This is a genomic window from Pseudomonas sp. TH31 (assembly GCF_016650815.1).
Classification (GTDB): Bacteria; Pseudomonadota; Gammaproteobacteria; order Pseudomonadales; family Pseudomonadaceae; genus Aquipseudomonas.
In genome coordinates, this window is record NZ_JAEKEZ010000010.1 from 349,379 (window position 1) to 371,556 (window position 22,178).

Genomic DNA, 22,178 nt, shown 5'->3' on the forward strand with positions numbered 1-22,178 from the left:
TGCTCCTTAGAAGCCCATGCTCAAATGTTCAGCGATAGGACCCAACGCCAGGGTTGGCAGGAAAGTCAGGCCGCCCACCAGCAAGATGGTCACGGTCAGCAAGGTCACGAACAGCGGGCCGTGAGTCGGGAAGCTGTTCTGGCCGATCGGTGCGGTTTTCTTCATCGCCAGGCTGCCGGCCAACGCCAGAACCGGGAGGATGTAACCGAAGCGACCGATCAACATGCCAAGGCCGAGCATCAGGTTGTGGAACGGGGTGTTGGCACTCAGGCCGCCGAACGCCGAACCGTTGTTGGCACTGGCCGAGGTGTAGGCGTACAGCAACTGACTAAAACCATGCGGGCCAGGGTTACTGATGGCGCCGGCAGGACCAGGCAGACTGGCAGCAATCGCGCCCAGCACCAGCACGCCAACTGGCATCACCAGCAAGGTCACCACCAACAGTTGCACTTCCTTGGCTTGCAGTTTCTTGCCGAGGTATTCCGGGGTGCGGCCGATCATCAGGCCGGCGAGGAATACCGCGATCAACACGTTCAACAACATGCCGTAGAGCCCGGCACCGACGCCGCCGAAGATCACTTCGCCGACCATCATGTTGACCAGTGCAACCATGCCGCTCAGCGGGTTAAGGCTGTCGTGCATGCCGTTGACCGAACCGTTGGACGCCGCAGTGGTGGTCACCGACCAGAGCACGGTGGCAGTGGTGCCAAAACGCGCTTCCTTGCCTTCCAGCGGTGCGGTCTGTTCGACGGCAGCGTTGGCCAGGGCAGGATTGGGTTGGTACTCGGCCCACAGCGAGGTCGCGCCGCCGATCAGGAACAGTGCCAGCATGCAGGCGATGATCGCGCGGCTCTGACGCAGGTCTTTCACGTAATGACCGAAGGTGAACACCAGGGCGACCGGGATCAAAATGATCGAGCTCATTTCGAACAGGTTGCTCCACGCGGTCGGGTTCTCGAACGGATGCGCTGAGTTCACGCCGAAGAAACCACCACCGTTGGTGCCCAGTTGCTTGATCGCTATCTGGCTGGCAGCCGGACCGAGCGGGATCACTTGATCGACGCCTTGCAGGGTCACCGCATTCACGTAGTGCGCGAAGGTTTGCGGCACGCCCTGCCAGACCAGGTACAGCGCCAGCAGCAGACACAACGGCAGCAGGCCGTAGAGGGTGGCGCGGGTCATGTCGACCCAAAAGTTGCCCAGGGTCTTGGTGGACTTGCGACCGATACCACGGCACAAGGCAACCAGCACGGCGAGGCCGGTGGCGGCGCTGACGAAGTTCTGTACGGTGAGGCCAGCCATCTGACTCAGGTAGCTCAGGGACGCTTCACCGCTGTAGGACTGCCAGTTGGTGTTGGTCATGAAGCTGATGGCGGTGTTGAATGCCAACGTCCACTCCTGGCCCGGCAGGTTTTGCGGGTTGAGCGGCAAGTGGTCCTGGAACAACAGGATCGTGAACAACAGCAAAAAGCCCGCGAGGTTGAAGGCTAGCAAGGCCAGGGTGTATTTCTGCCAGCTCTGTTCGGCATGCGGGTCAACGCCAGCCACCCGATAGCAACCGCGCTCTACCGGGCCGAGGATCGGCGAAAGCCAGGTGCGCTGGCCTTCCATGACCTTGTAATAGAAACGCCCCAGGAACGGTGCCGGAATCAGCACCAGGGCGAAGAAGGCCAGGATCAGCCAATAGTCATAACTGTGCATAGCCGCTCCTAATTCCGATCCGCGCGCAACAGCGCAACCAACAGATAAATGAACAGCCCCACTGCCAGTAGCAGTGACACCCCGTCCAGAACGCTCATGGAAGTTCTCCGTGTTACGGCGTATTGCCGCGTGTGGAGTCATTGTCGGCAGGGGGGCTGTAAAGGAACGAGACCGAGGGGTATGGCAGGGCATAAAGAAAGCGTAAAGAGTGGCTTTATGCCGGCGTTACTGCGGGGTTGTGTGGTGTTTTTGCGGGCCTCATCGCAAGCAGGCTCGCTCCCACAGGGGATCGGGGTTGCATGAACGACTGCAGACCAAATGTGGGAGCGAGCCTGCTCGCGATGGCGGCATGACTGACAATGCTGCTCTCGTCTGGCGCACAAAACGCTGACATCGCGCAATGATCATCCCCGATACGACAGCTTTCCGCGCTTTACGACGCACAAATACAAAATGGCACGCCCACTGCAAAGCCCTCCGCGAGCTTTCAAACCGTTCAGGGAGCAACGCATGAACACACAACTCAAACCCACGCTGGGCACGCTGCACTTGTGGGGCATCGCTGTCGGGCTGGTGATTTCCGGTGAGTACTTCGGCTGGAGTTACGGCTGGGGCGTAGCCGGGACGCTGGGCTTTCTGGTGACTTCCTTTATGGTCGCCACCATGTACACCTGCTTTATCTTCAGCTTCACCGAACTGACCACGGCAATTCCCCATGCCGGCGGTCCCTTTGCCTACAGCCGCCGCGCCTTTGGCGAGAAAGGCGGATTGATCGCCGGGATGGCGACACTGATCGAATTCGTCTTCGCCCCGCCCGCGATCGCTTTGGCAATTGGTGCTTATCTGAATGTGCAGTTCCCGGCGCTTGATCCGAAACACGCGGCCGTCGGTGCCTACATCGTGTTCATGGGCCTCAACATTCTAGGAGTGAAACTTGCGGCGACCTTCGAATTGATCGTCTGTGTATTGGCCGTGGCCGAACTGCTGGTGTTCATGGGCGTGGTCGCCCCGGCGTTCAGCTTCAGCAACTTTGCGCTTAACGGATGGGCCGGCTCTGATGTGTTCAGCATGCCGGCGATTGCCGGGATGTTTGCGGCAATCCCGTTTGCGATCTGGTTTTTCCTGGCCATCGAAGGCGCGGCCATGGTGGCCGAAGAAGCCAAGGACCCGAAACGCACGATTCCGAAGGCTTACATCAGCGGCATCCTGACCCTGGTGCTGCTGGCCATGGGCGTGATGTTCTTTGCCGGCGGCGTCGGCGACTGGCGCACCCTGTCGAACATCAACGACCCGCTGCCGCAAGCGATGAAAGCGGTAGTTGGCGAAAGCTCCGGCTGGTTGCACATGCTGGTGTGGATCGGCCTGTTCGGGCTGGTGGCGAGTTTCCACGGGATCATTCTTGGCTATTCGCGGCAGTTTTTTGCACTTGCCCGGGCCGGTTACTTGCCGAAATCCCTGGCCAAGCTGTCGCGTTTTCAAACCCCGCACCGGGCTATCATTGCCGGCGGCCTGATCGGCATCGCAGCCATTTACAGCGACGGCTTGATCAACCTCGGCGGCATGACGCTGACGGCGGCGATGATCACCATGGCGGTGTTCGGTGCAATTGTGATGTACATCATGAGCATGCTCAGCCTGTTCAAATTGCGTAAAACCGAGCCGAACCTGGAACGGACTTTCCGCGCGCCATGCTATCCGCTGGTACCGATGATAGCGCTGGTGCTGGCGGTGGTGTGCCTGGTCGCGATGGCCTGGTTCAACGCGTTGATCGGGGTGATCTTCCTCGGCTTCATGGCAGTGGGGTTCGTGTACTTCATGCTCACTGCGCAATTGCGTGCCGATGCGCCGGCGGATGCGATGCTCACCGGGCTGTAACGACACAACCCACGTAGGAGCTGCCGAAGGCTGCGATCTTTTGATCTTCAGCGGTCGTAATGACGCCAAGATCAAAAGATCGCAGCCTTCGGCAGCTCCTACGGGGGTGTTTCGAGCGGCCGTGACATGAGGCAGGTTTACGAGGCTTAACAGGCATAGAATGGAACCACTGCGATTTCCCATCGCTCAAAGTGGTATGCACGATCGGTTGGCGAACACCGCCAACCGGCCTGCCCCTCAAGGAGAGCCCTATGCCCTGGTATGCCTGGTTGATTCTGGTCGTTGCAATCGGCTCGATCGTTGGTGGTTTGATGATGTTGCGCGACACCGCCACCAAGGTCGACATGACCGAAGAGCAACGTAAACGCGTCGCCGAACGCAATGCGCAAATGGATGCCAAGGAAGCGCAGGACCGCTAGATCACAAAAGGTCAAAAGATCGTCCGAACGCGGCCCGAGCCTTCGGCAGCTCCTACGCGCCCGTGGGCGCCGCCGAAGTCTCGGGCCGCGTTCGGACGATCTTTTTGCTGTTACTTTTCCCAATCGGCCTTGGCGATGTGCAAGCCATGCAGACCTTTGTACGCAGCACGCTCAGGCTGGCTCCAGCCTTCGAGCAACGAGTCTTCCAACCGATAAATCTCAACCCCAAGCGGTCGACACACGCTCAGCGGATCCTGTGCGTCCGGCCCCCACATGGCCAACGACAGATCGCCACCCGGGCAGGTCGACAGCGCACATAGCAAATCGATTTCCGCGAAGAACTCCAGGTAGTCGCCCTTCTGCGCCGGGCAAGCCTTCATGAAATACATGTCGTCATGGTTCAGCCCAGTGCACTGGAAAATGTTCAGCACGTCATGCACGTCAAATTCGGTCAGCCCATGGGGCAGCACGGCGCGGGTCAGATTGGAGTGGCAGTGATGATGGAAGTCCTCGCCCGTAAGCATTTTGTTCACGTAAGGATCGCAACGCGTGCCCAGCAAGTCGTGCAAGCGACCACCGTGTTCGTCGATGCCATAACCGGCCAGGCTGTCATCAGTGATGGTCACCAGCGGCCGCAAAAACGGCAGGTTCGACCAGAGCCGGTCATGGGTGCTGACGTGAGCGCCTTGCAACTGGCGAGTGCGCGCGGCCCATAGGCGTTCCCGTGGATCATGGGCATTCCAGACGTTGAAATCCCCGACCTGCGGGCCGACCGGCGTGGTCACCCGAAACACATGCCCGGCCGGCACATGCCAGGCGCGGCCGGTGCGGATCGGCACGTCGAATTGCTCGATCAGCGTGCGCCCGTCCTTCGCATCGCGGACCCGCTCATAGAACGCCTTGTCCACCTGCAATGCCGAACCTTTGCTAACTTGATAAGCCGCCGGATAGTCTTTGTACATGGCACAAATCCTCAATCAGTGATGGGAAACAGGGGTCAGCATCTGCAACAGCAGTTGCTCGGAATCGTCGAGATACAGGCTCATTTCCTCCAGAGCCAGCGCTTTATTACCGTCTGCCAGCAAGTCATGGACCAGACGGTCGCGGGCCAGCCACGGCGCTTGAAAACGCGATTCATCGGGGGCGCTGCAAAACACCAGCCGCAGCTGAGCGACGACGTTGGTGAAGAACTCATCGAACAAGGGGCTGCGCAACAACCCGACGATGTGTTGATGAAAGGCCAGGCTGTGGGTACCGACGGCGCGCCAGTCTTCACGATCCCGGGCCAGTTCGGTGGCCTCCAGGGCTTCGAGCATCCGGTCAGACTGGTACTCACGCAGCGGTTGGCTGGCGCTGATGGCTTGCAATTCCAGGGTGCGGCGCACGTTGAACAGATCCCGCACATCTTCGACGCCGACCCTGCGCACCATCACGCCTTTGTTGCGCACATAGCGGGTCAGGCCCTCCTGCCCCAGACGGTGCAGCGCTTCGCGAATGGTATTGCGCGATGCGTTGTAGGCCGACACCAGATCGTTTTCCACCAGCGCCATGCCCGGCAGCAAGCGACCGCCAATGATGTCGGCGCGCAACTCCCGGGTGATGTGGTCGGCCAGGGACAGTCCACTGTTCATATTCATCGCCTCATGATTGTTCAACAATCGTTGACGAGAAAGTAATCACTATTCATGCCAGGTAGCTGAGCAGCTCTGGACCGAGTCAGACGCATCTGCATGCTTTTTAGAAGTAGAAGTACAGTCACCATTCAACATTCATTGGTTAATATGGCGCATTGTTGTGGAGAATAAAGATGCGTTACTCGCAGGACCATAAAGCCCAGACCCACCAACGCATCATCAAGGAAGCATCAGCACGCTTTCGCCGCGACGGTATCGGCGCGACCGGCTTGCAACCGCTGATGAAAGCGCTGGGCCTTACCCATGGCGGCTTTTACTCACACTTCAAATCCAAGGATGAGCTGGTTGAAAAGGCCTTGGTGGCCGCTGGCGAAGAAGTCGAGGGATTGTGCGCCGAGCTGTTCGCATCGGAGCATCCGCTAGACGCGTTCATCGACACTTATTTGTCCGAATGGCACCAGACATCGCCCCATCAAGGGTGCCCGCTGCCAACCATGTCGTCGGAACTCGGGCTGCGCGGGCAGCCGAGCCCGACCAGCGATACGGTGCTCAATGCACGACTCGAACAGGTGCAAGGCACCCTTGAAGGCGAAGATGCCGCCGAGCGCAGCATCGTCATCATGTCGACTCTGATTGGCGCACTGCTGCTCTCACGCAGTGTCGAGAACCCCGAGCTCGCTCAGCGGATTCTCGACGTCACACGCGATCACCTCAAGCAGTCCAAGGACTAGCCCTGCCAGCGCCTGAACAACACGCTGGCATTGACCCCACCAAAGCCGAAGCCGTTGGACAGCGCGTATTCGACAGGCATCGAACGTGCCTGGCCATGGACGATGTCCACCCCTTGCGCCGCCGGATCCGGGTTATCGAAATTGAGCGTGGCCGGTACGATCTGATCGCGGATAGCCAATAGCGTGAAGATCGCCTCGATCCCGCCGGCCGCACCCAGCAGATGCCCGGTGGCCGACTTGGTCGATGTCACTGCGATCTTGTTATCCGTCCCGAACAACGACTTGATCGCTGCCAACTCACCCAAATCACCGACCGGTGTCGAGGTGGCGTGGGCGTTCAGATGCTGGACCTGCGCCGGCGAAATACCTGCCTGCGCCAATGCCAACGACATCGCCCGACGCGCTCCGCTGCCATCCTCCGGGCCGGCGGTCAGGTGATAGGCATCAGCGCTGGTGCCGTAGCCGACCAGTTCTGCGATGGGCCGGGCACCACGGGCCAACGCGTGCTCAAGGGATTCGATCACTAGAACACCGGAGCCCTCCCCCATCACAAAGCCATCGCGACCACTGTCGAACGGCCGCGAGGCGCGCTCCGGGGTTTCGTTGTAGCCGCTGGACAAGGCTCGAGCCGCAGCAAAACCGGCCAGGCTGACGCGATCGATTGCCGCTTCCGCCCCACCGCACACCGCAATATCCGCCTCACCACAACGAATCAGCCGCGCCGCATCACCGATCGCCTGAACACCCGCCGCACAGGCGGTGACCGGTGCACCCAACGGACCTTTGAACCCATGCTGGATCGATACATGGCCGGCCGCGAGATTGACCAGAAACGATGGAATGGTAAACGGCGACAAACGTCGCGGCCCGCGACTGTCAGTGGTGCGCACCGCATCGGCGATCGCGCCGAAACCGCCCACACCGGAGCCGATGATGGTCGCCGTGCGTTCCTGAGCGTTGGCGTCCAGGGCTTGCCAATCGGCTTGCTCCAGCGCCTGGCGCGCGGCTTCCATGGCAAACAGGATGAAACGATCCATCTTCTTCTGTTCTTTGGGCAGTGTGGCCCGATCCGGGTCGAAACCCGCTTCGGCATCTTCAGCCAGGGTCGGCACCGGACCGCCGACCCTGGCCGGCAGATCGACGACCACTTCTTCCGGCAACGCCCGTATCCCCGACCGTCCGGCCAACAGACGCGCCCAGACCGCTTCGACACCACTACCCAGCGGCGACACCAGGCCCATCCCCGTTACAACCACTCGACGATCACTCATACCGCATTCACCTCAAGCCGATTCATGGCGCCTCACTTATAGCGTGCGGCAGCTTTATCTCGGGACAAGTTCGGCGCCATCACATGACGGGCCGCAACGAAGGCTTCCCATTCGGACGTTTCCGGCAACGAAGGAATGGTGACCAACTCACCCTGATCCAGGCCAGCCAAAGCAGCGTCGACCATTTCCCCTGCTTCCATGATCATTTGCGCTGGGATGCCACTGGCGTCGATACCGGAACGTTCCCAGATTTCGGTGCGTGTTACCCCTGGCAACACCGCCTGAACCTGGACCCCGGTGCCATTGAGCTCAGTGTTCAACGACTGGGTCAGACTCAGAACATACGCCTTGCTCGCGCTGTAAGTCGCGTTGAACCGTTCAGGGAACAAGGCGACTACCGACGCGATATTGATGATCGTCCCCCGCCCGGCCTTGGTAAAACTGGCCGCGGCGGCCGAAGCCAGGCGCGTGACGGTGATGACATTGAGCTGAATCAGGCGCTCCAGTTGCTCCATATCGGCGTTGGCCAGTAAACCATCGGCCGCAACGCCGGCGTTGTTGAGCAGCAGGTTGATACTGGAGTCACTGCGCAGGCGCTGCTCGAGTTTGAGCACTTCATCCTTTTGCGTCAGGTCTGCCTTGAGTACTTCGACCTGAACGCCATACTCGGCGCGCAACTTGCTCGCCGCGGCTTCCAGTCGCTGCTCGTCGCGAGCGACCAACAACAAATCAAAACCACGGGCCGCCAACCGCTCGGCGTAAATCGCCCCGATACCGGACGAAGCACCGGTGATGAGGGCCGTACCTTGGGACTGGGTGGAAGTCATGACTGTGCTCCTGAGTAAGGCTTGAGAATGGCGAGCGTCAGAGCGCTTCGGTTTTTATTATAGGCATAATCAAAACAACATATGATAGTCGTAATTTTTTAAATTCGGACGAAAGGAGCAGGTTTACGCTTTCGCCAGAATGCAAAAAGGCCGGTCAATGACCGGCCTCTTGGCGTTGATCTACAAGCTTAGTTCACCTGAAGCTTTTCACGATTTCTGTCCAGAATCTCCTTGCCGATCCCCTTCACTTCCAACAACTCATCCACAGATGCAAACGGCCCATTTGTCTCACGATACGCAACAATCGCCTTAGCCTTGGCTTCACCGACGCCGGCCAGTTCGCGCTGCAACGTCGGGGCATCGGCACCATTGAGATCGACTTTCGCCGTCGGGGCCTTGGCCGCAACGTCTCCCACCAAGGGTGCAACAACAGCCTCAGGCTTAGCTGCCGGAGCCGCAATGGCGGCAATAGAGGCGCTGCTGAGCAGGGCAAAAACCAAGGAATAAAAATAGCCTGTACGCATAAGTGACGCTCCATGACATCAATGGGAAGAAGCAGCTTTTCCGAAGCTGCCTTCCAAACTTAGGCGATGTCGCGGAGCTGTCAAAAGTGTGTCAGTTACAGGATGTGAAACAATCAGGGTTCGAGTCGGCGTTGCTGGTAGATCCAGTGTAAGTGAACGGGGGAGCCAGCCAAGACATCAACCTTACGCTCGGCCGGCTGGACCGGTCTTCCTAGACAGCACCGGTCCGCGCTATCTCAGCGTCTATCAGAGCATGATCGTGCTGGTTGAGCACGTAGAGCGGGGCGCAGACTCGACAATGACAGTAGGCTGCCAGCCTTCAATTGCCAGGCAACCAGCCAAAGAAGTTTTTCGTCAAAAGGCGCGCCATTCGTGGTATATTTGCGTGCAAATGACAGCCAGCAGACTTATTCATAGCTTTTGCTAGCATGGCTGTTGCTTTCCAAGACTCATTTCGCTGGATCAGAGCAAATCTGGTCAGTACTCAGAGAATAGATCCCGTGGCTACCTCATCGGCCCCTCCCGTTTTCGAACTCGACGGAACCTTGCAGCGCCCTGATCTGCCGCTAGACACTGGAGTGCTGCATGTTACGGTACTGATGTGTTCCTATAATGGCAATGGCGAACGCTTTCTTACTGAGCAACTTAACTCATTTGAGCGGCAAACCCATCATAACTGGACACTGGTAGTTTCTGACGACGACTCTCAAGATGGGACGTTGAAGCTTGTGCAGGCATACAGTAGAAGTTGGGGGGCAGACCGTCTTAAGGTGGTGCTAGGCCCACAGCGAGACTTCGTTACCAACTTTCCCTCCCTGACTGTCCGAACAGACATACAGGCAGACTTCTATGGTTGGTCAGATCAGGACGATATCTGGTGCGAGAACAATCTTCATACAGCTTTAGCCTGGTTACGAACAATCCCCAAACATATTCCCGCGCTTTACTGTGGTCGGACCAAACTGATTTATGAGTCAGGCATTACTGTCGGGTACTCACCAAGGTTCTGCCCTCTGCCTTACTCCTCCAATGCCTTGGTTCAAAATATTGGTGGTGATAACACCATGCTTTTTAACCAAGCTGCACGTGATCTTCTGCAAGAAGCTGGCGATAACCTGATTGCTCCATCCCACGACTGGTGGGTATATCAGCTGATCTCCGGCGCAGGAGGTGCAATCCATTACGACCCTCAGCCCAGAGTGCCATACCGCCAGCACGATGGAAATCTGGTCGGTAGTAACTCCAACTGGTCCGCGCGCTTCCAGCGGTTACGCACGGTTTTTAAAGGGCGCTTTTATCATTGGAGGCTCAACGACATTATGACTACCCGACCGACATTGTCGGCTAAAGACCTATCAGTACCTTTATTTCTAGACGCAGAGAGATTTTCATGAATCCGCATGCCCTGAGCTCAACATCGCCCATCTATTTATTACACCGGCTCCAGCAGCATTGGCAGCTCATTATTCAGATGACCAAGCGTGATGTGGTAGGGCGCTACAAAGGCTCAACAATGGGATTGTTGTGGTCATTCCTCAACCCCCTATTTATGCTGATAGTGTACACATTCGTTTTTTCGGTTGTGTTTAAAGCCAGATGGGCAGGGAATGGCGAAGAAACCAGAAGTGAATTTGCCGTAGTTCTATTTACAGGAATGATCGTCCATAGTCTGTTTGCTGAAATAATTAACAAAGCCCCGCTAATAATATTGAACAACGCAAGCTATGTAAAACGCGTCGTATTTCCGCTGGAAATTCTGCCTGTCATCACTGCAGGAGGGGCGTTGTTCCATACGCTTATTAGCCTGATAGTATTGATCGGAGCGATTTTTTTCGCGGGAGGTACGCTTCACCTGACAATACTTTTAGTTCCTGTAGTCATATTCCCCCTACTCGTATTCACTTTAGGTTTGGCTTGGTTCTTTTCCTCGCTGGGCGTTTATCTTCGAGACGTAGGGCAAACCGTGGGAATTTTTACGACTATTATGCTTTTTCTGTCGCCTGTGTTTTTTCCAGTTTCTGCACTCCCTGACTACATGCAACCCTATATGATATTTAATCCGTTAACTTTCATTATTGAGCAATCAAGGGCTGTCTTAATTCTCGGAAAGCTTCCAGACTGGCAAGGGTTAGGAATATATATGGTGATTGCTTTGATTGTTGCGTGGCTTGGATTTGCCTGGTTTCAGAAAACCCGCAGAGGATTTGCCGATGTCCTCTGAAAAAATTGCAATCTCAGTCCGGTCTGTTAGTAAGTGCTACAGAACCTATGCAAATCCGAGAGATCGCTTGAAGCAAGTGTTCATTCCACGAGTCCAGCGCTTGGTCGGCACCCCCCCCTCGCAGTATGGTCAAGAGTATTGGGCATTAAATGACATTAGCTTTGACATATATAAGGGCGAGACTGTCGGCATTGTCGGTCGTAATGGTTCTGGAAAATCTACGTTACTCCAAATGATTTGCGGCACACTGACCCCGACCCTAGGTGAAATCCAGACCAATGGACGTGTCGGAGCGTTGCTCGAGTTAGGATCTGGATTCAATCCTGAGTTCACAGGTCGTGAGAACGTTTATTTAAATGGGGCTGTTCTAGGCTTAACTCGAAACGAAATTGACGCCCGTTTTGATAGTATTGCGGCGTTTGCCGACATCGGAAAATTTCTGGATCAACCAGTAAAGAACTATTCTAGCGGGATGGGTGTCAGGCTTGCGTTTGCAGTGCAAGCCCAGATAGATCCCGACATCCTAATTGTAGATGAAGCATTGGCGGTTGGTGACGCGCGCTTCCAGGCGAAGTGCTTTGAGCGACTTAGGCAGCTGAAAGAAAACGGGACCAGCATATTGCTCGTCACGCACTCAGGTGAGCAAGTTGTTACGCACTGTTCTCGCGCATTACTGCTGGATGCTAGTGAGCTAAAAATGGTTGGAGAACCGCGCAAAGTGGTAAACCACTATATGGATCTGTTGTTCGGTAGAGAGAAGAAAGCCACTTCCAACAACGGGATTGACGCTCCCGTCAAGGACGCAGTTGAAGATGACGAAAACACCTTTACTAGTAGTAAGGACGCAGATCTTTATCACACCAGAGCCCATTACAACTCTAACGAATATCGTTGGGGCGATGGTGCAGCTACGATTCTCGACTTTGATATCAGAAGCAATGGAAAGCGATTCAGTTCTGCTAGTGACTCATCGTCCGTTATTACAATCGACCTCTCAATTAAATTCAACAAGCTTATAATTTCTCCAATTCTTGGTTTCAATATAAAAACTAAAGAAGGCGTTACTATATTCGGATCCAACTCTGCTCTTCTAGAATGTTCAAACTTTGAAACTAAAGGGGAAGCAGGCTCCGTAATCTCCGCAAGGCTGAAATTTGATAATTTCCTCGCGAGCGGAGATTATTTTATCTCCATAGGTGTAGCGTCAAAAAACGGAGATGAAGTCGTACCCCATGATCGCAGGTATGATTCAATCCATCTAACGGTGACTCCTACAAATCATCTTTTTGGACTCGTAGACCTTAAACTATCCATGGATATAGAGCAGGTGGCCACTTATGTTCCAGCTTGAAAAATATGGCTATAGCTTTGACGATTATAATAAAATTTGGATACGATCTGATTTTTCGGGAATTGCCTATAATGATGGTGATGCATCGGAGCAAAAGCTTGCAAAGATTATAGAAGATACAGACGATGTATCTGTTTTTTCCGTAGATCTCCGCCGCCAATGTACTGAATGGGCGATCCATTATCATTTAAGCTCTCAGCGCGGGAACATACTCCGTCCATTCGAACACCTTCTTCAAGGCTCCGTGCTAGAAATTGGTGCGGGCTGTGGTGCAGTCAGCAGATATTTAGGAGAGTCGGGCGGCCAAATCCTATCGCTAGAGGGTAGTCCCAGACGAGCTAGTATTGCGGCGAGCCGCACGCGAGATTTGAAAAATGTTACAGTCCTTGCGGAACGTTTTGATGATTTCGAATATCATGAACAGTTCGACGCGATTACGTTAATTGGCGTGCTCGAATATGCCAGTATGTTTAGCGATGGTGAATCTCCCGCGCTTAATATGTTGACAAAAATCAGAAAAATGCTGAAGCCTGATGGGCACCTATTCATCGCTATTGAAAACCAGCTTGGACTAAAATATTTTGCTGGCGCACCTGAAGACCATATCGGGGAAGCGATGTATGGCATTGAAGGTCGCTATCAGAAAACTGGTCCCGCCACGTTTGGCAGACAGGCGTTAGAGCAACTTATAAATAATGCAGGGTACGAGGGCGTTGAGTTTCTGGCCCCGTTCCCCGATTATAAAATGCCTCGTTCGATACTAACTGAGGAAGGCTGCCAGTCGGGAAGCTTCGATGGCGCTGCGTTTGCTTGGCAAAGTGTGAAGGCGGACCCACAGTTACCGAAGTCTGTAAATTTTGATCTAGGACTGGCATGGCCAGTCATTTTTAAAAACGGCTTAGGCATGGAATTATCTAACTCATTTCTAGTAGTCGCTAGTCTAAGTCGCGATAAAGCCGTGGATGAAAATTCGTTAGCCTTTCACTACAGTACCGAACGTACAACCGCCTACTGCAAAGAAACCAGCTTTCTTAAAGTGGGTGAAGAGAAGATAGCAGTTAAATACCGACTTTTTGCCGGTGATGCTGCTCTCTCAACATCACAATATATACTCAGCCTACAGCCCCAAGATAAGTACTATCATGGCCATGTACTAAGCCAGTCATTTATAGAGTTACTATCATCTAAAAACTGGTGCATCCAAGACGTCGCTGACTATCTAAGTGTATATTTGGTGCACCTATCAAATATGTTAAAAGCGCGGGGCCACGACCTTAGCCCCACCCTTCGTATTGACTCAAAAATCCCTGGGGATTTTATTGACGCCGTACCACAAAATATCATTATTGACGAGTTCGGCAACCCCAATTTAATCGACATGGAATGGTGTTCGCTAGAAGATGTTCATCTAGGACATTTGATTTTTCGTAGCTTACTACTACTCCTGAACCAAACATCCAACCTTCAGATCACGAAAGAAAATCCTGCACTCACTCGCAAAGAGTTTTTATCTACCCTTTATTCCCTGTTGGGGATGCCAGTAACTGATGAAGATTTAGATAGATTTAACGCGAGCGAAGTAAACTTTCAAGAAATAGTAACCGGGCTACCATTGGAATCGCTAATCAATTGGTTCCCCTACCATCCGCTGGTTACAACCTACCTCTCCGCAAGTATTTTCTACGCATTCAATGGCGAAGATTTTTCAGAAGATCGAGCAATGCATCAACCTCTGCAGGTTGGCAGACAGAAAATCACTTTCCCATTATTATTAGCCGAACTTGACTCTTCCTTGACGGTCCGATGCGATCCTGTAGATCAATCGCAGTGGTTCAATCTATACGAACTGACTATCAGTGACAGTTCCGGATCCATTATATGGGCCAATGTGAGTGATGACAGCGACACGATAAAACCTGGACTTTTAGAGATTACGACCGACGGGCAAGGCATTCTTTATTACGCCTATAACGACGACCCACAATTTATTACTCCAGAGTTGAAGCTACAAACTTCCAGGGAACTGTATATTACTCTGGACATTGAGATACTCGACGGACTGCAAACCACCCACGAAGTTCTGCGTCTAGGCGAGTCTTTTTCACAGCTACATCAGCAAGCCAATTTAAGCAAGGCAGAAAACCACCAACTACACAAACAGTTGGATTTTGCTAAGCAAGAAAATATATCTTATCGAGACAATCTGCATCTGTTACAGAACTCGATAAATTCGCTGACAAATGCGATAGAGCTTTCAAACGTCAATCTCGATCTTCGCGACTCAGAGATTCGGTCTTTGCACGAAAGCACAGATGCATACCGGGCTGAAGCGATCTCGTTAAGCAATACTGTTGCAGCACAAAACGATCAGATAGCTGACCTGCTGACGACAATATCAAGTAAAGATTCCAGCATCTCTGATTTGAATGCTATAATTTATACCAAAACTGATACTACGGAAAATTTAAATGGAATATTGTCTGGGCTCGGCAATCAGCTGTCCGAGTTAACGGCAATTATTTTAGAACGAGACAATGAGATATCCAAGCTTCAATCAGCTATAACTGAACTGCTCAACTCTAATAGTTGGGCAGTCACCCGTCCGCTGAGAAAAATGAAACGCATTAAAGGAAATATGCGCAACATGACGAGCATGAAACACTCCCTGGGCCGATTTGCAAAGCGTGTTTATGATAATTTGCCCTTTAGCCAACGAAATAAACTACGCGTAAAGTCTGCCCTGTTCACAACCATGACGCCTCTGCTCAAGCAAACAAATAGCTACAAAGCTTGGGCAAGAAACCACGTCAATGATTCACCCGCCGTCGCTATTTCAGAAGAGTTTCAAACATCGAGCACTGAGGCAGGATTGACGGGCAGCGATGTAGCTGCGCGTTATATTCAAAACATGATGAATATGCCTGGCCCTGCTGATCAGGATTACTGTGCGATCTCAGAGGCCCCAATCGATCATTCGGCGCTACGCGCCCGAGCAATCGCATATTATCTGCCGCAGTTTCATCCGACGCCCGAAAATGATGAGTGGTGGGGCAAGGGCTTCACGGAGTGGACTAATGTTTCCAAAGCTGTCCCACAGTTCATCGGCCACTACCAGCCTCATCTACCGGGAGAGTTGGGATTTTATGACCTGAGGCTCGTTGAGGTCATGGAACGGCAAGCTGAGCTTGCCAAGCTGTATGGCGTGGAGGGCTTTTGCTTCCATTATTATTGGTTCGGAGGCAAGCGGATACTGGAACGGCCGCTTGAACAGCTTGTTAAGTCCAACATTGATATGCCTTTCTGCATCTGCTGGGCTAATGAAAATTGGACCCGCCGTTGGGATGGTCTGGATAATGAAGTTCTCTTGGCACAAAATTACAGTGCTGAAGATGATCTTGCGTTCATAAAATCTTTAGAACCATTACTGAAAGACAAGCGTTATATACGCGTTGATGGCCAGCCTTTGATCATTTTATACAGGCCTTCGCTATTACCTGATGCCGCTGCGACTTTGGTACGCTGGCGTGAATACTGCCGCGAAGTCGGTATTGGTGAACTCTTTTTGTGCATGGTTCAATTTGATAAATTGGATCCGCGCGAGTATGGATTTGATGCGGCGGTAGAATTCCCCCCTCATAAAGTAGCTGCGAATCTCCCTTGTATAAATGACAGCTTAGAGATTGCCAATGCTAATTATGCAGGCTATGTCGTTGACTATCAGGATGTGGTGGACCGCGCCGCGGTGGAACCTGTTTCGGAATTCCCACTCATCCGAGGCGTCTTCCCGTCATGGGATAATGATGCGCGGAAGCCTGGACGCGGATATACCGTAGCAAATTCGACTCCGGCGAAATACAGAACTTGGCTTCGCTCATCGATAGAATATGCACGTGCGAACCCAGTCAAAGGTGAAAGCCTCGTATTCATCAACGCGTGGAATGAGTGGGCAGAGGGCGCGCACCTGGAACCAGATCGCCGTTACGGCTATGCGTATCTAGAAGCTACAAAGCAAGCGCTCAAAACGCCACCCTCCATGTTGCCAAGTCCCCTGGCGAGTAAAGTTTGTGTAGTTGTGCACGCGTTTTACCCTGAGTTGCTTGCTGAAATTTTTGATTATCTTAAGCAATGGTCAACGCCTTATCGCTTGGTCATCACCACTATCCCAGAAAAATCTCAAGCCGTTCATGTCGAATTGGATAAGCATTCAATGAAGGCGGACGTTTTGGTGCAGGAAAATCGCGGCCGCGATATCCTCCCGTTCATCAAAGCACTGCAGACTGCTGTCAAGGACGAACACCTGATATTGAAGCTGCATACCAAGAAATCTCTGCATAGGGAAGACGGCGATACATGGCGCAAAGATTTGTTGAGCAAATTACTGGCACCTGAAAAAGCCAGCAAGGTATTTGCCGCATTTGCTGAACATAATGATTTGGGACTGATTGCTCCAGAGGGCCATATTCTGTCGATGAGCACCTACTGGGGATCAAACGCGGATACTGTCCATAGGCTGACTAAACAAATGGGCGGAGATGTTTTCCTACCGGAATCCACCTTATTTGCCGCAGGATCGATGTTCTATGTACGCAGTACGGCGATTCAATCCATAATCGAACTTGGCCTTCGAGATGTTGATTTTGAAGAAGAAGCTGGCCAAGTCGATGGCACTCTAGCCCATGCGATAGAACGGTGTTTCAGCGTCGCGACCTGGTTATCAGGTTACTATCTGGCATCGAGTGAGCATCCGGAAGTCGTAGCTTATCGCTCCGCGGAAACGTATGCCTATGCACGACCGAGCATCTAGGGAAGCTCCGAACAATTCCAATTTTTACTCGGATAGTCAGCTGGAGCCCTTGTCATTACTGGAGGGAAACCTTCTCGAAATGACATGTTCGGAGGGTTCCTAGGTAGCACATTAGAACCCTACCCTAGTGGTAGGGTTCTACGTTATCCGCAGAGCAAACCTCCTGTGTGCTGTTCTCGAATTAACATTTCTCCGATATTGGCTACATTTCCGGTGTCATCTGTAGTGGTCAACTAATCACGGACACGACGTTAAGTTTTTCCTCGGCCCGAGCTGGCGTCAGCCCACCGTTGAATTGGTGAGGCCGAATCCAGTTGTACCGATGCATCAAAAAATTGCTGATGTCGCGCTGTGCTTCCTGCGCAGTCCTGTAGCCTAAGGTCGGTATCCATTCAGTTTTCAAACTCCGGAACACTCGCTCCATCGGTGCGTTGTCCCAGCAATTTCCCCGGCGACTCATGCTTTGGCGTATGCGGTATCGCCACAACCGCTGGCGAAATAAGCGGCTTGCATATTGCGACCCTTGGTCGGTGTGAAACAGCAGATCCGAAGGCCTGCCACGCTGCTCGTAGGCCATATCCAGGGCCCGGATCACGAGTTCGGCGTCCGGCTTTTCCGATAGTGCCCAGCTCACTATCCGGCGCGTGCAGAGATCCAGAACGACAGCCAGGTAATGCCACTTCCCTTGTGCCCAAATATAGGTGATGTCGCCGCACCAAACCTGATTGGGGGCTGGCACATCAAACTCACGGTTCAAGGTGTTCGGGATATCGAGTCTTTCTACTGTCGCTCGTTTATAGGCATGTGAACCGGGTTGTTTACTGACTAAATCGAGCTCGCGCATCAAACTGCGCACTTTGAATCGACCGAGTTGCTCACCGTCTTCACGCATCAGTGCCAGGATGCTGCGACTGCCCGCAGCACTGCGACTTTGCGAGAACAGCTCACTGACCCGGCTACGTAACCGAAGCCGTTCAACATCGAGCGTGCAGCGCCGCAGGCGCTGGGCGTAGTAGCACGAGCGGGTAACTTCAAACACCTTGCACAGCCAATCAACCGGCTCATGGGCACTCAACTGATCAATCAGCGCAAACGCTCGTGATCTTCCGACATCAAGAGCGCGGTAGCCTCTTTTAGGATGGACTTTTTCGCTCAAGCCGGGCGATCCGAGCTTCCAGCTCCTGAATTTTCTGCTGCTCCGGGGTCAGCGCCTTGCTCTGCGGAGTGATGCCTTGGTGCTCTTTCTGAACCTGGTCAACCCAGCGGCGCAGCGCTGACTCACCAATGCCGAGTGAGCGGCTGGCTTCGATGTAGCTGTAGTTTTGCTTGAGCACGAGGTCGGCAGCCTCGCGTTTGAATTCAGCAGTAAAGGAGCGGCGTTGTTTGGTCATCTGACACCTCAGCCTGGCGAGCATTCTCGCCTAAATGGGTGTCCGATTTCATTAGACCACTACAATGGGTGGCCAAGGCCGGCTGCAAAAGAGCTTTTTTCCGGTAATGCCACCAAAACTTGCGTCTGAACAGGAATGGCGTTAGCCATGCCCGCTAAGATTCGGCGCCGCGTTGCTGGTGGATCCAGTCGACAATATCGCCATCAGGCATATACCCGCTGACCGTTCCGCGGAGCACCTGACGAACCCGGCAATAATCATCACGTGCTACAGCGTCCAGGAGCTCTGTCAGCCTCAGCTTAAGCACGTCCCAAGGTAGGTGGTCCTCGCTTGCACTCATAATCATTGGATGCTGGGTGGCAGCTACGCTGTCACCAATCAGTAGTTCTTCGTAGAGTTTTTCACCTGGCCGCAGCCCCGTGAATTCAATCGAGATATCCCCTTGCAGATTTTTCTCAGATCGAATACTTAAACCGGACAGATGGATCATTTTTTCAGCGAGCTCGACAATCCTCACAGGCTCACCCATATCAAGGACAAAAACCTCCCCTCCTTGTCCCATTGAACCAGCCTGAATGACTAACTGCGCCGCTTCAGGAATGGTCATGAAGTAGCGGGTCATTTTGGGGTGAGTGACCGTAAGCGGCCCGCCTGATTTAATCTGGCTATGGAACAGCGGTATGACTGACCCCGACGACCCCAATACATTACCGAACCGCACCATGGTAAATCTGGTTTTGTTGACTCTGGACACGTTCGCTTTATCATCAAACAATACCGGAGCAACTTCCCTACTCAGTGCTTGCAGAGTTAGTTCCGCAAGGCGTTTAGTACTTCCCATTACATTTGTTGGGCGCACAGCCTTATCGGTAGAAACAAGAACAAAATTTTCCACACCTGTTTGCAATGCTGCTTGTGCGGCATTAAGCGTCCCTATGACATTGTTGAGCACGCCTTCTGCGATGTTGTGTTCGACCATCGGAACATGTTTATAAGCGGCAGCGTGGTAGACCGTATCTATGCACCACACTTTCATAACATCAACCAGTTTATCGGCGTCACGAATAGAACCCAGTATCGGCAACAAACGCACGGTCAACGACTCTCGCACAACACGCTTTTCAAGTTCGCACAAAATGGTATAGAGATTGAATTCACTGTGGTCAAACAACAAAAGTGTCGCCGGTGCAAGGGAGAAAATCTGTCGACACAGCTCGGCGCCGATCGACCCCCCTGCCCCCGTCACCATTACTGCCTTGCCCTTGACACAGCGCTCCAGCAATTCGGGCTGCGCCGGCACTGAGTCTCGCCCTAGCAGATCCGCAATGTCGACCTCCTGAATATCTTCCACCTTTACCCTGCCACTGGCCAGATCGGTAAAGTTTGGAACGCTTCTGACATGTAATGGAAATCCCTCCAGCAAATTGAGAATCTCCCGCCTTCGAGCACGTGTAGACGATGGCAAGGCAAGAAGAACTTCTTCAGCCCCCGTTACATCTATCATTTGCTGAATATGCTTAGGCTTATAAACCTGTAATCCGGAAATTGACCGATCAGCAATACTGGCATCGTCATCTATAAATGCGACCGGGCGCATTACCCGGCCCATCCGTAGAGCAGCAACAAGCTGATTACCAGCTACGCCAGCACCATACACAGCTACCTTAGTCGCTCCGTCATCACGATTGGCAAAAGGCACGTGCTGAGCTGCTGTAAACCAATCGCCCATGAAATACTGGCGCATAGCCAATCGTAACCCACCAATTATTACAAGGCTTAGCCACCAATAGTTGAAGATTATGGACCTAGGGACGACAGCTTGATGGTTGCTGTACCAATACACGACTACCGCGAGAATCAACGATGAGAGGCTGACGGCCTTGATGATTGCAATGAGGGCGTCATTGCCAAAGTAGCGCATGACGGCCCGGTACATTCCAAAACGTATAAAGAGTGGAATCGCAATCACAGGGGCAAAGGCAAAAAGCCAGAAGTGTGCCTTAAGCGGGTTGTACATGTCATCGATGCCGAGACGAACGATGAACGCCAACCACAAGGCGACCCACACCAATACGGCATCAGTGGCGACTTGCAGCAGCCGCTTTTGGCTACGCGGCAACCCCAACAAAAATGATCGTACGTTAACCATCGAATCGCCCGGACACAATTTCCACTCCTTGAACTGAGTAACCCTCGCCATTGTATCCTCCTTCACGAGGCGAATACGACTCCAGAATCACCTCAGACTCTCCCCGCCCCTATGCGTCGGGTTCCGGACACCTCGCGCTCGTCAACGAGTGCCGCCCCCTGTTAACATCTCAGCACCCGAGTAGACCAGCAGCATCAATTCGCAAGTACGATAAAGCTGGATCCTGCCGCGCCCCCCTCCTTTGTGCAAAACCCGCTTCAGTATTGGTTTGCAAGAGATCAAGATCATGGAAATGCAACACACCGCTTCCACCTCCCAAGCGACGTCGAGCCAGAATCACATACCTGTTGCTGATGCGGCAAAAGTGGCGATACTTATTTGCACCTACAATGGGGAGTGTTTTTTAAAGGAACAGCTTGACTCACTTATCAGGCAGACCCATAAAAACTGGACAATCTACGCTTCAGATGATGGATCCAGTGACAAGACGCTCCAGATTCTGCAGCAATATCAAGCCAAGCTGGGTGCCGACCGACTATTTATTCTAGAAGGTCCACGTAAAGGCTTCGGCAAAAATTTTTTATCTTTAGTTAACAATCTAGAAATAGCAGCCGACTATTTCGCTTTCGGCGACCAAGATGACGTTTGGCACGACGACAAGCTAAAAAGAAGCATTTCCAGCTTAAATTCATGCAAAACCAAAAGTCCATCTCTTTATTGCTCGCGAACACGATTGGTTGATACTAATGGCCAACCAACGGGTTATTCGCCTCTCTTTACAAAGGAACCAGGCTTCCGTAATGCATTGGTACAGAGTATTGCAGGTGCAAATACCATGTTGATAAATAAGCCTGCACGGGAACTTATGCAGCAAGTAGATGGGCGCGCGACCGTAGTCGCACACGACTGGCTAGCCTATCTTTTGGTGAGCGGGTGCGGTGGCGAGGTCGTCTATGATGCGGAGCCTACTTTAGACTATCGTCAACATGGCGGAAATCTCATCGGTGCCAATGCGAACTTTAAAAATCAGATTTCAAGATTCCGCAAAATGCTCACGGGCAGATTCAAGGAATGGACCTCAAAAAACCTAGAAGCCCTAGACTCAGTTAAACAACACCTCACCACTGAAAATGAGCAACGACTCCGAGACTTTGAACTCGCAAGACGAAGCGGATTACTAACTCGCTTTCGACTGATGAAAAGAACGGGAGTATACCGGCAAACACTCAAGGGCAATATTAGCTTGGGGATAGCCATCGTTTTTAATAAAATCTGATTGT

General features: G+C 52.9%; 17 protein-coding genes. 8 read left to right on the forward strand and 9 right to left on the reverse strand.

The window, feature by feature from the left end; translation table 11 throughout:
* Positions 1-6 precede the first annotated feature (6 nt).
* Both kdpA and kdpF read right to left on the reverse strand, forming a co-directional pair.
* Positions 7-1,701: a potassium-transporting ATPase subunit KdpA gene (gene kdpA, locus JFV26_RS08230; RefSeq protein WP_201191355.1), complete on the reverse strand. Its 1,695-nt coding sequence runs from the start codon at positions 1,699-1,701 to the stop codon at positions 7-9.
* Positions 1,702-1,709: 8 nt separating this feature from the next.
* Positions 1,710-1,799, reverse strand: a complete 90-nt coding sequence (kdpF, locus tag JFV26_RS08235) for a K(+)-transporting ATPase subunit F (protein WP_007899818.1) — start codon at positions 1,797-1,799, stop codon at positions 1,710-1,712.
* A gap of 412 nt (positions 1,800-2,211) precedes the next feature.
* On the opposite strand from kdpF, the gene eat reads away from it, so the two are divergent.
* Together eat and JFV26_RS08245 are read left to right on the forward strand one after the other, a co-directional pair.
* Positions 2,212-3,576, forward strand: a complete 1,365-nt coding sequence (eat, locus tag JFV26_RS08240; RefSeq protein WP_201191357.1) for an ethanolamine permease — start codon at positions 2,212-2,214, stop codon at positions 3,574-3,576.
* A 251-nt stretch (positions 3,577-3,827) separates the two neighbouring features.
* Positions 3,828-3,995 (forward strand): DUF2897 family protein, encoded by a 168-nt coding sequence (locus tag JFV26_RS08245; protein ID WP_201191359.1) that lies wholly within the window; start codon positions 3,828-3,830, stop codon positions 3,993-3,995.
* A gap of 110 nt (positions 3,996-4,105) precedes the next feature.
* Here JFV26_RS08245 and JFV26_RS08250 read toward each other — a convergent pair whose 3' ends face one another.
* Positions 4,106-4,957, reverse strand: a complete 852-nt coding sequence (locus JFV26_RS08250; protein WP_201191361.1) for an urea carboxylase-associated family protein — start codon at positions 4,955-4,957, stop codon at positions 4,106-4,108.
* Between the two features lie 15 nt (positions 4,958-4,972).
* Positions 4,973-5,626, reverse strand: a complete 654-nt coding sequence (locus JFV26_RS08255; protein ID WP_201191363.1) for a GntR family transcriptional regulator — start codon at positions 5,624-5,626, stop codon at positions 4,973-4,975.
* Positions 5,627-5,802: 176 nt separating this feature from the next.
* Between JFV26_RS08255 and JFV26_RS08260 the strand changes: the two genes are divergently transcribed.
* Positions 5,803-6,360 carry a TetR/AcrR family transcriptional regulator gene (locus JFV26_RS08260; protein ID WP_201191364.1) on the forward strand — a complete coding sequence of 186 codons (558 nt, stop codon included), beginning with the start codon at positions 5,803-5,805 and terminating at the stop codon, positions 6,358-6,360.
* On the opposite strand, the gene fabF is transcribed toward JFV26_RS08260, so the two are convergent.
* From fabF to JFV26_RS08275, 3 genes are all read right to left on the reverse strand, one after another.
* The gene (fabF, locus tag JFV26_RS08265) at positions 6,357-7,631 is read right to left on the reverse strand and encodes a beta-ketoacyl-ACP synthase II (RefSeq protein ID WP_201191366.1); all 1,275 of its coding nucleotides are present in this window, start codon (positions 7,629-7,631) and stop codon (positions 6,357-6,359) included. The genes JFV26_RS08260 and fabF overlap by 4 nt on opposite strands.
* A 32-nt stretch (positions 7,632-7,663) precedes the next feature.
* Positions 7,664-8,458 (reverse strand): SDR family NAD(P)-dependent oxidoreductase, encoded by a 795-nt coding sequence (locus JFV26_RS08270; RefSeq protein ID WP_201191368.1) that lies wholly within the window; start codon positions 8,456-8,458, stop codon positions 7,664-7,666.
* Positions 8,459-8,646: 188 nt separating this feature from the next.
* A complete protein-coding gene (locus JFV26_RS08275) occupies positions 8,647-8,982 on the reverse strand; it encodes a ComEA family DNA-binding protein (RefSeq protein WP_201191370.1) in 336 nt (111 codons plus the stop codon).
* Between the two features lie 500 nt (positions 8,983-9,482).
* Here JFV26_RS08275 and JFV26_RS08280 point away from each other — a divergent pair, with 500 nt between their 5' ends.
* Genes JFV26_RS08280 through JFV26_RS08295 form a run of 4 tightly spaced genes read left to right on the forward strand, consistent with a single transcriptional unit; the run spans position 9,483 to position 17,358 of the window.
* On the forward strand, positions 9,483-10,376 hold the full coding sequence (locus tag JFV26_RS08280) for a glycosyltransferase (RefSeq protein ID WP_342215439.1): 894 nt from the start codon (positions 9,483-9,485) through the stop codon (positions 10,374-10,376).
* Positions 10,373-11,203 carry an ABC transporter permease gene (locus tag JFV26_RS08285; RefSeq protein ID WP_201191372.1) on the forward strand — a complete coding sequence of 277 codons (831 nt, stop codon included), beginning with the start codon at positions 10,373-10,375 and terminating at the stop codon, positions 11,201-11,203. The genes JFV26_RS08280 and JFV26_RS08285 overlap by 4 nt, the downstream gene beginning before the upstream one ends.
* Positions 11,193-12,554 (forward strand): ABC transporter ATP-binding protein, encoded by a 1,362-nt coding sequence (locus JFV26_RS08290; RefSeq protein ID WP_201191374.1) that lies wholly within the window; start codon positions 11,193-11,195, stop codon positions 12,552-12,554. The genes JFV26_RS08285 and JFV26_RS08290 overlap by 11 nt, the downstream gene beginning before the upstream one ends.
* A complete protein-coding gene (locus tag JFV26_RS08295; RefSeq protein WP_201191376.1) occupies positions 12,541-17,358 on the forward strand; it encodes a glycoside hydrolase family 99-like domain-containing protein in 4,818 nt (1,605 codons plus the stop codon). The genes JFV26_RS08290 and JFV26_RS08295 overlap by 14 nt, the downstream gene beginning before the upstream one ends.
* A 229-nt stretch (positions 17,359-17,587) precedes the next feature.
* On the opposite strand, the gene JFV26_RS08300 is transcribed toward JFV26_RS08295, so the two are convergent.
* Both JFV26_RS08300 and JFV26_RS08305 read right to left on the reverse strand, forming a co-directional pair.
* A protein-coding gene (locus JFV26_RS08300; RefSeq protein ID WP_201191378.1) for an IS3 family transposase occupies positions 17,588-18,749 on the reverse strand; the annotation gives its coding sequence in 2 pieces (ribosomal slippage) (positions 17,588-18,494 and positions 18,493-18,749; 1,164 coding nt in all).
* A gap of 154 nt (positions 18,750-18,903) precedes the next feature.
* Entirely contained in the window at positions 18,904-20,898 is a 1,995-nt protein-coding gene (locus tag JFV26_RS08305; RefSeq protein WP_201191698.1) for a polysaccharide biosynthesis protein, read from the reverse strand.
* A gap of 286 nt (positions 20,899-21,184) precedes the next feature.
* Here JFV26_RS08305 and JFV26_RS08310 point away from each other — a divergent pair, with 286 nt between their 5' ends.
* A complete protein-coding gene (locus JFV26_RS08310; protein WP_242487768.1) occupies positions 21,185-22,174 on the forward strand; it encodes a glycosyltransferase family 2 protein in 990 nt (329 codons plus the stop codon).
* The last annotated feature ends 4 nt before the right edge of the window (positions 22,175-22,178 follow it).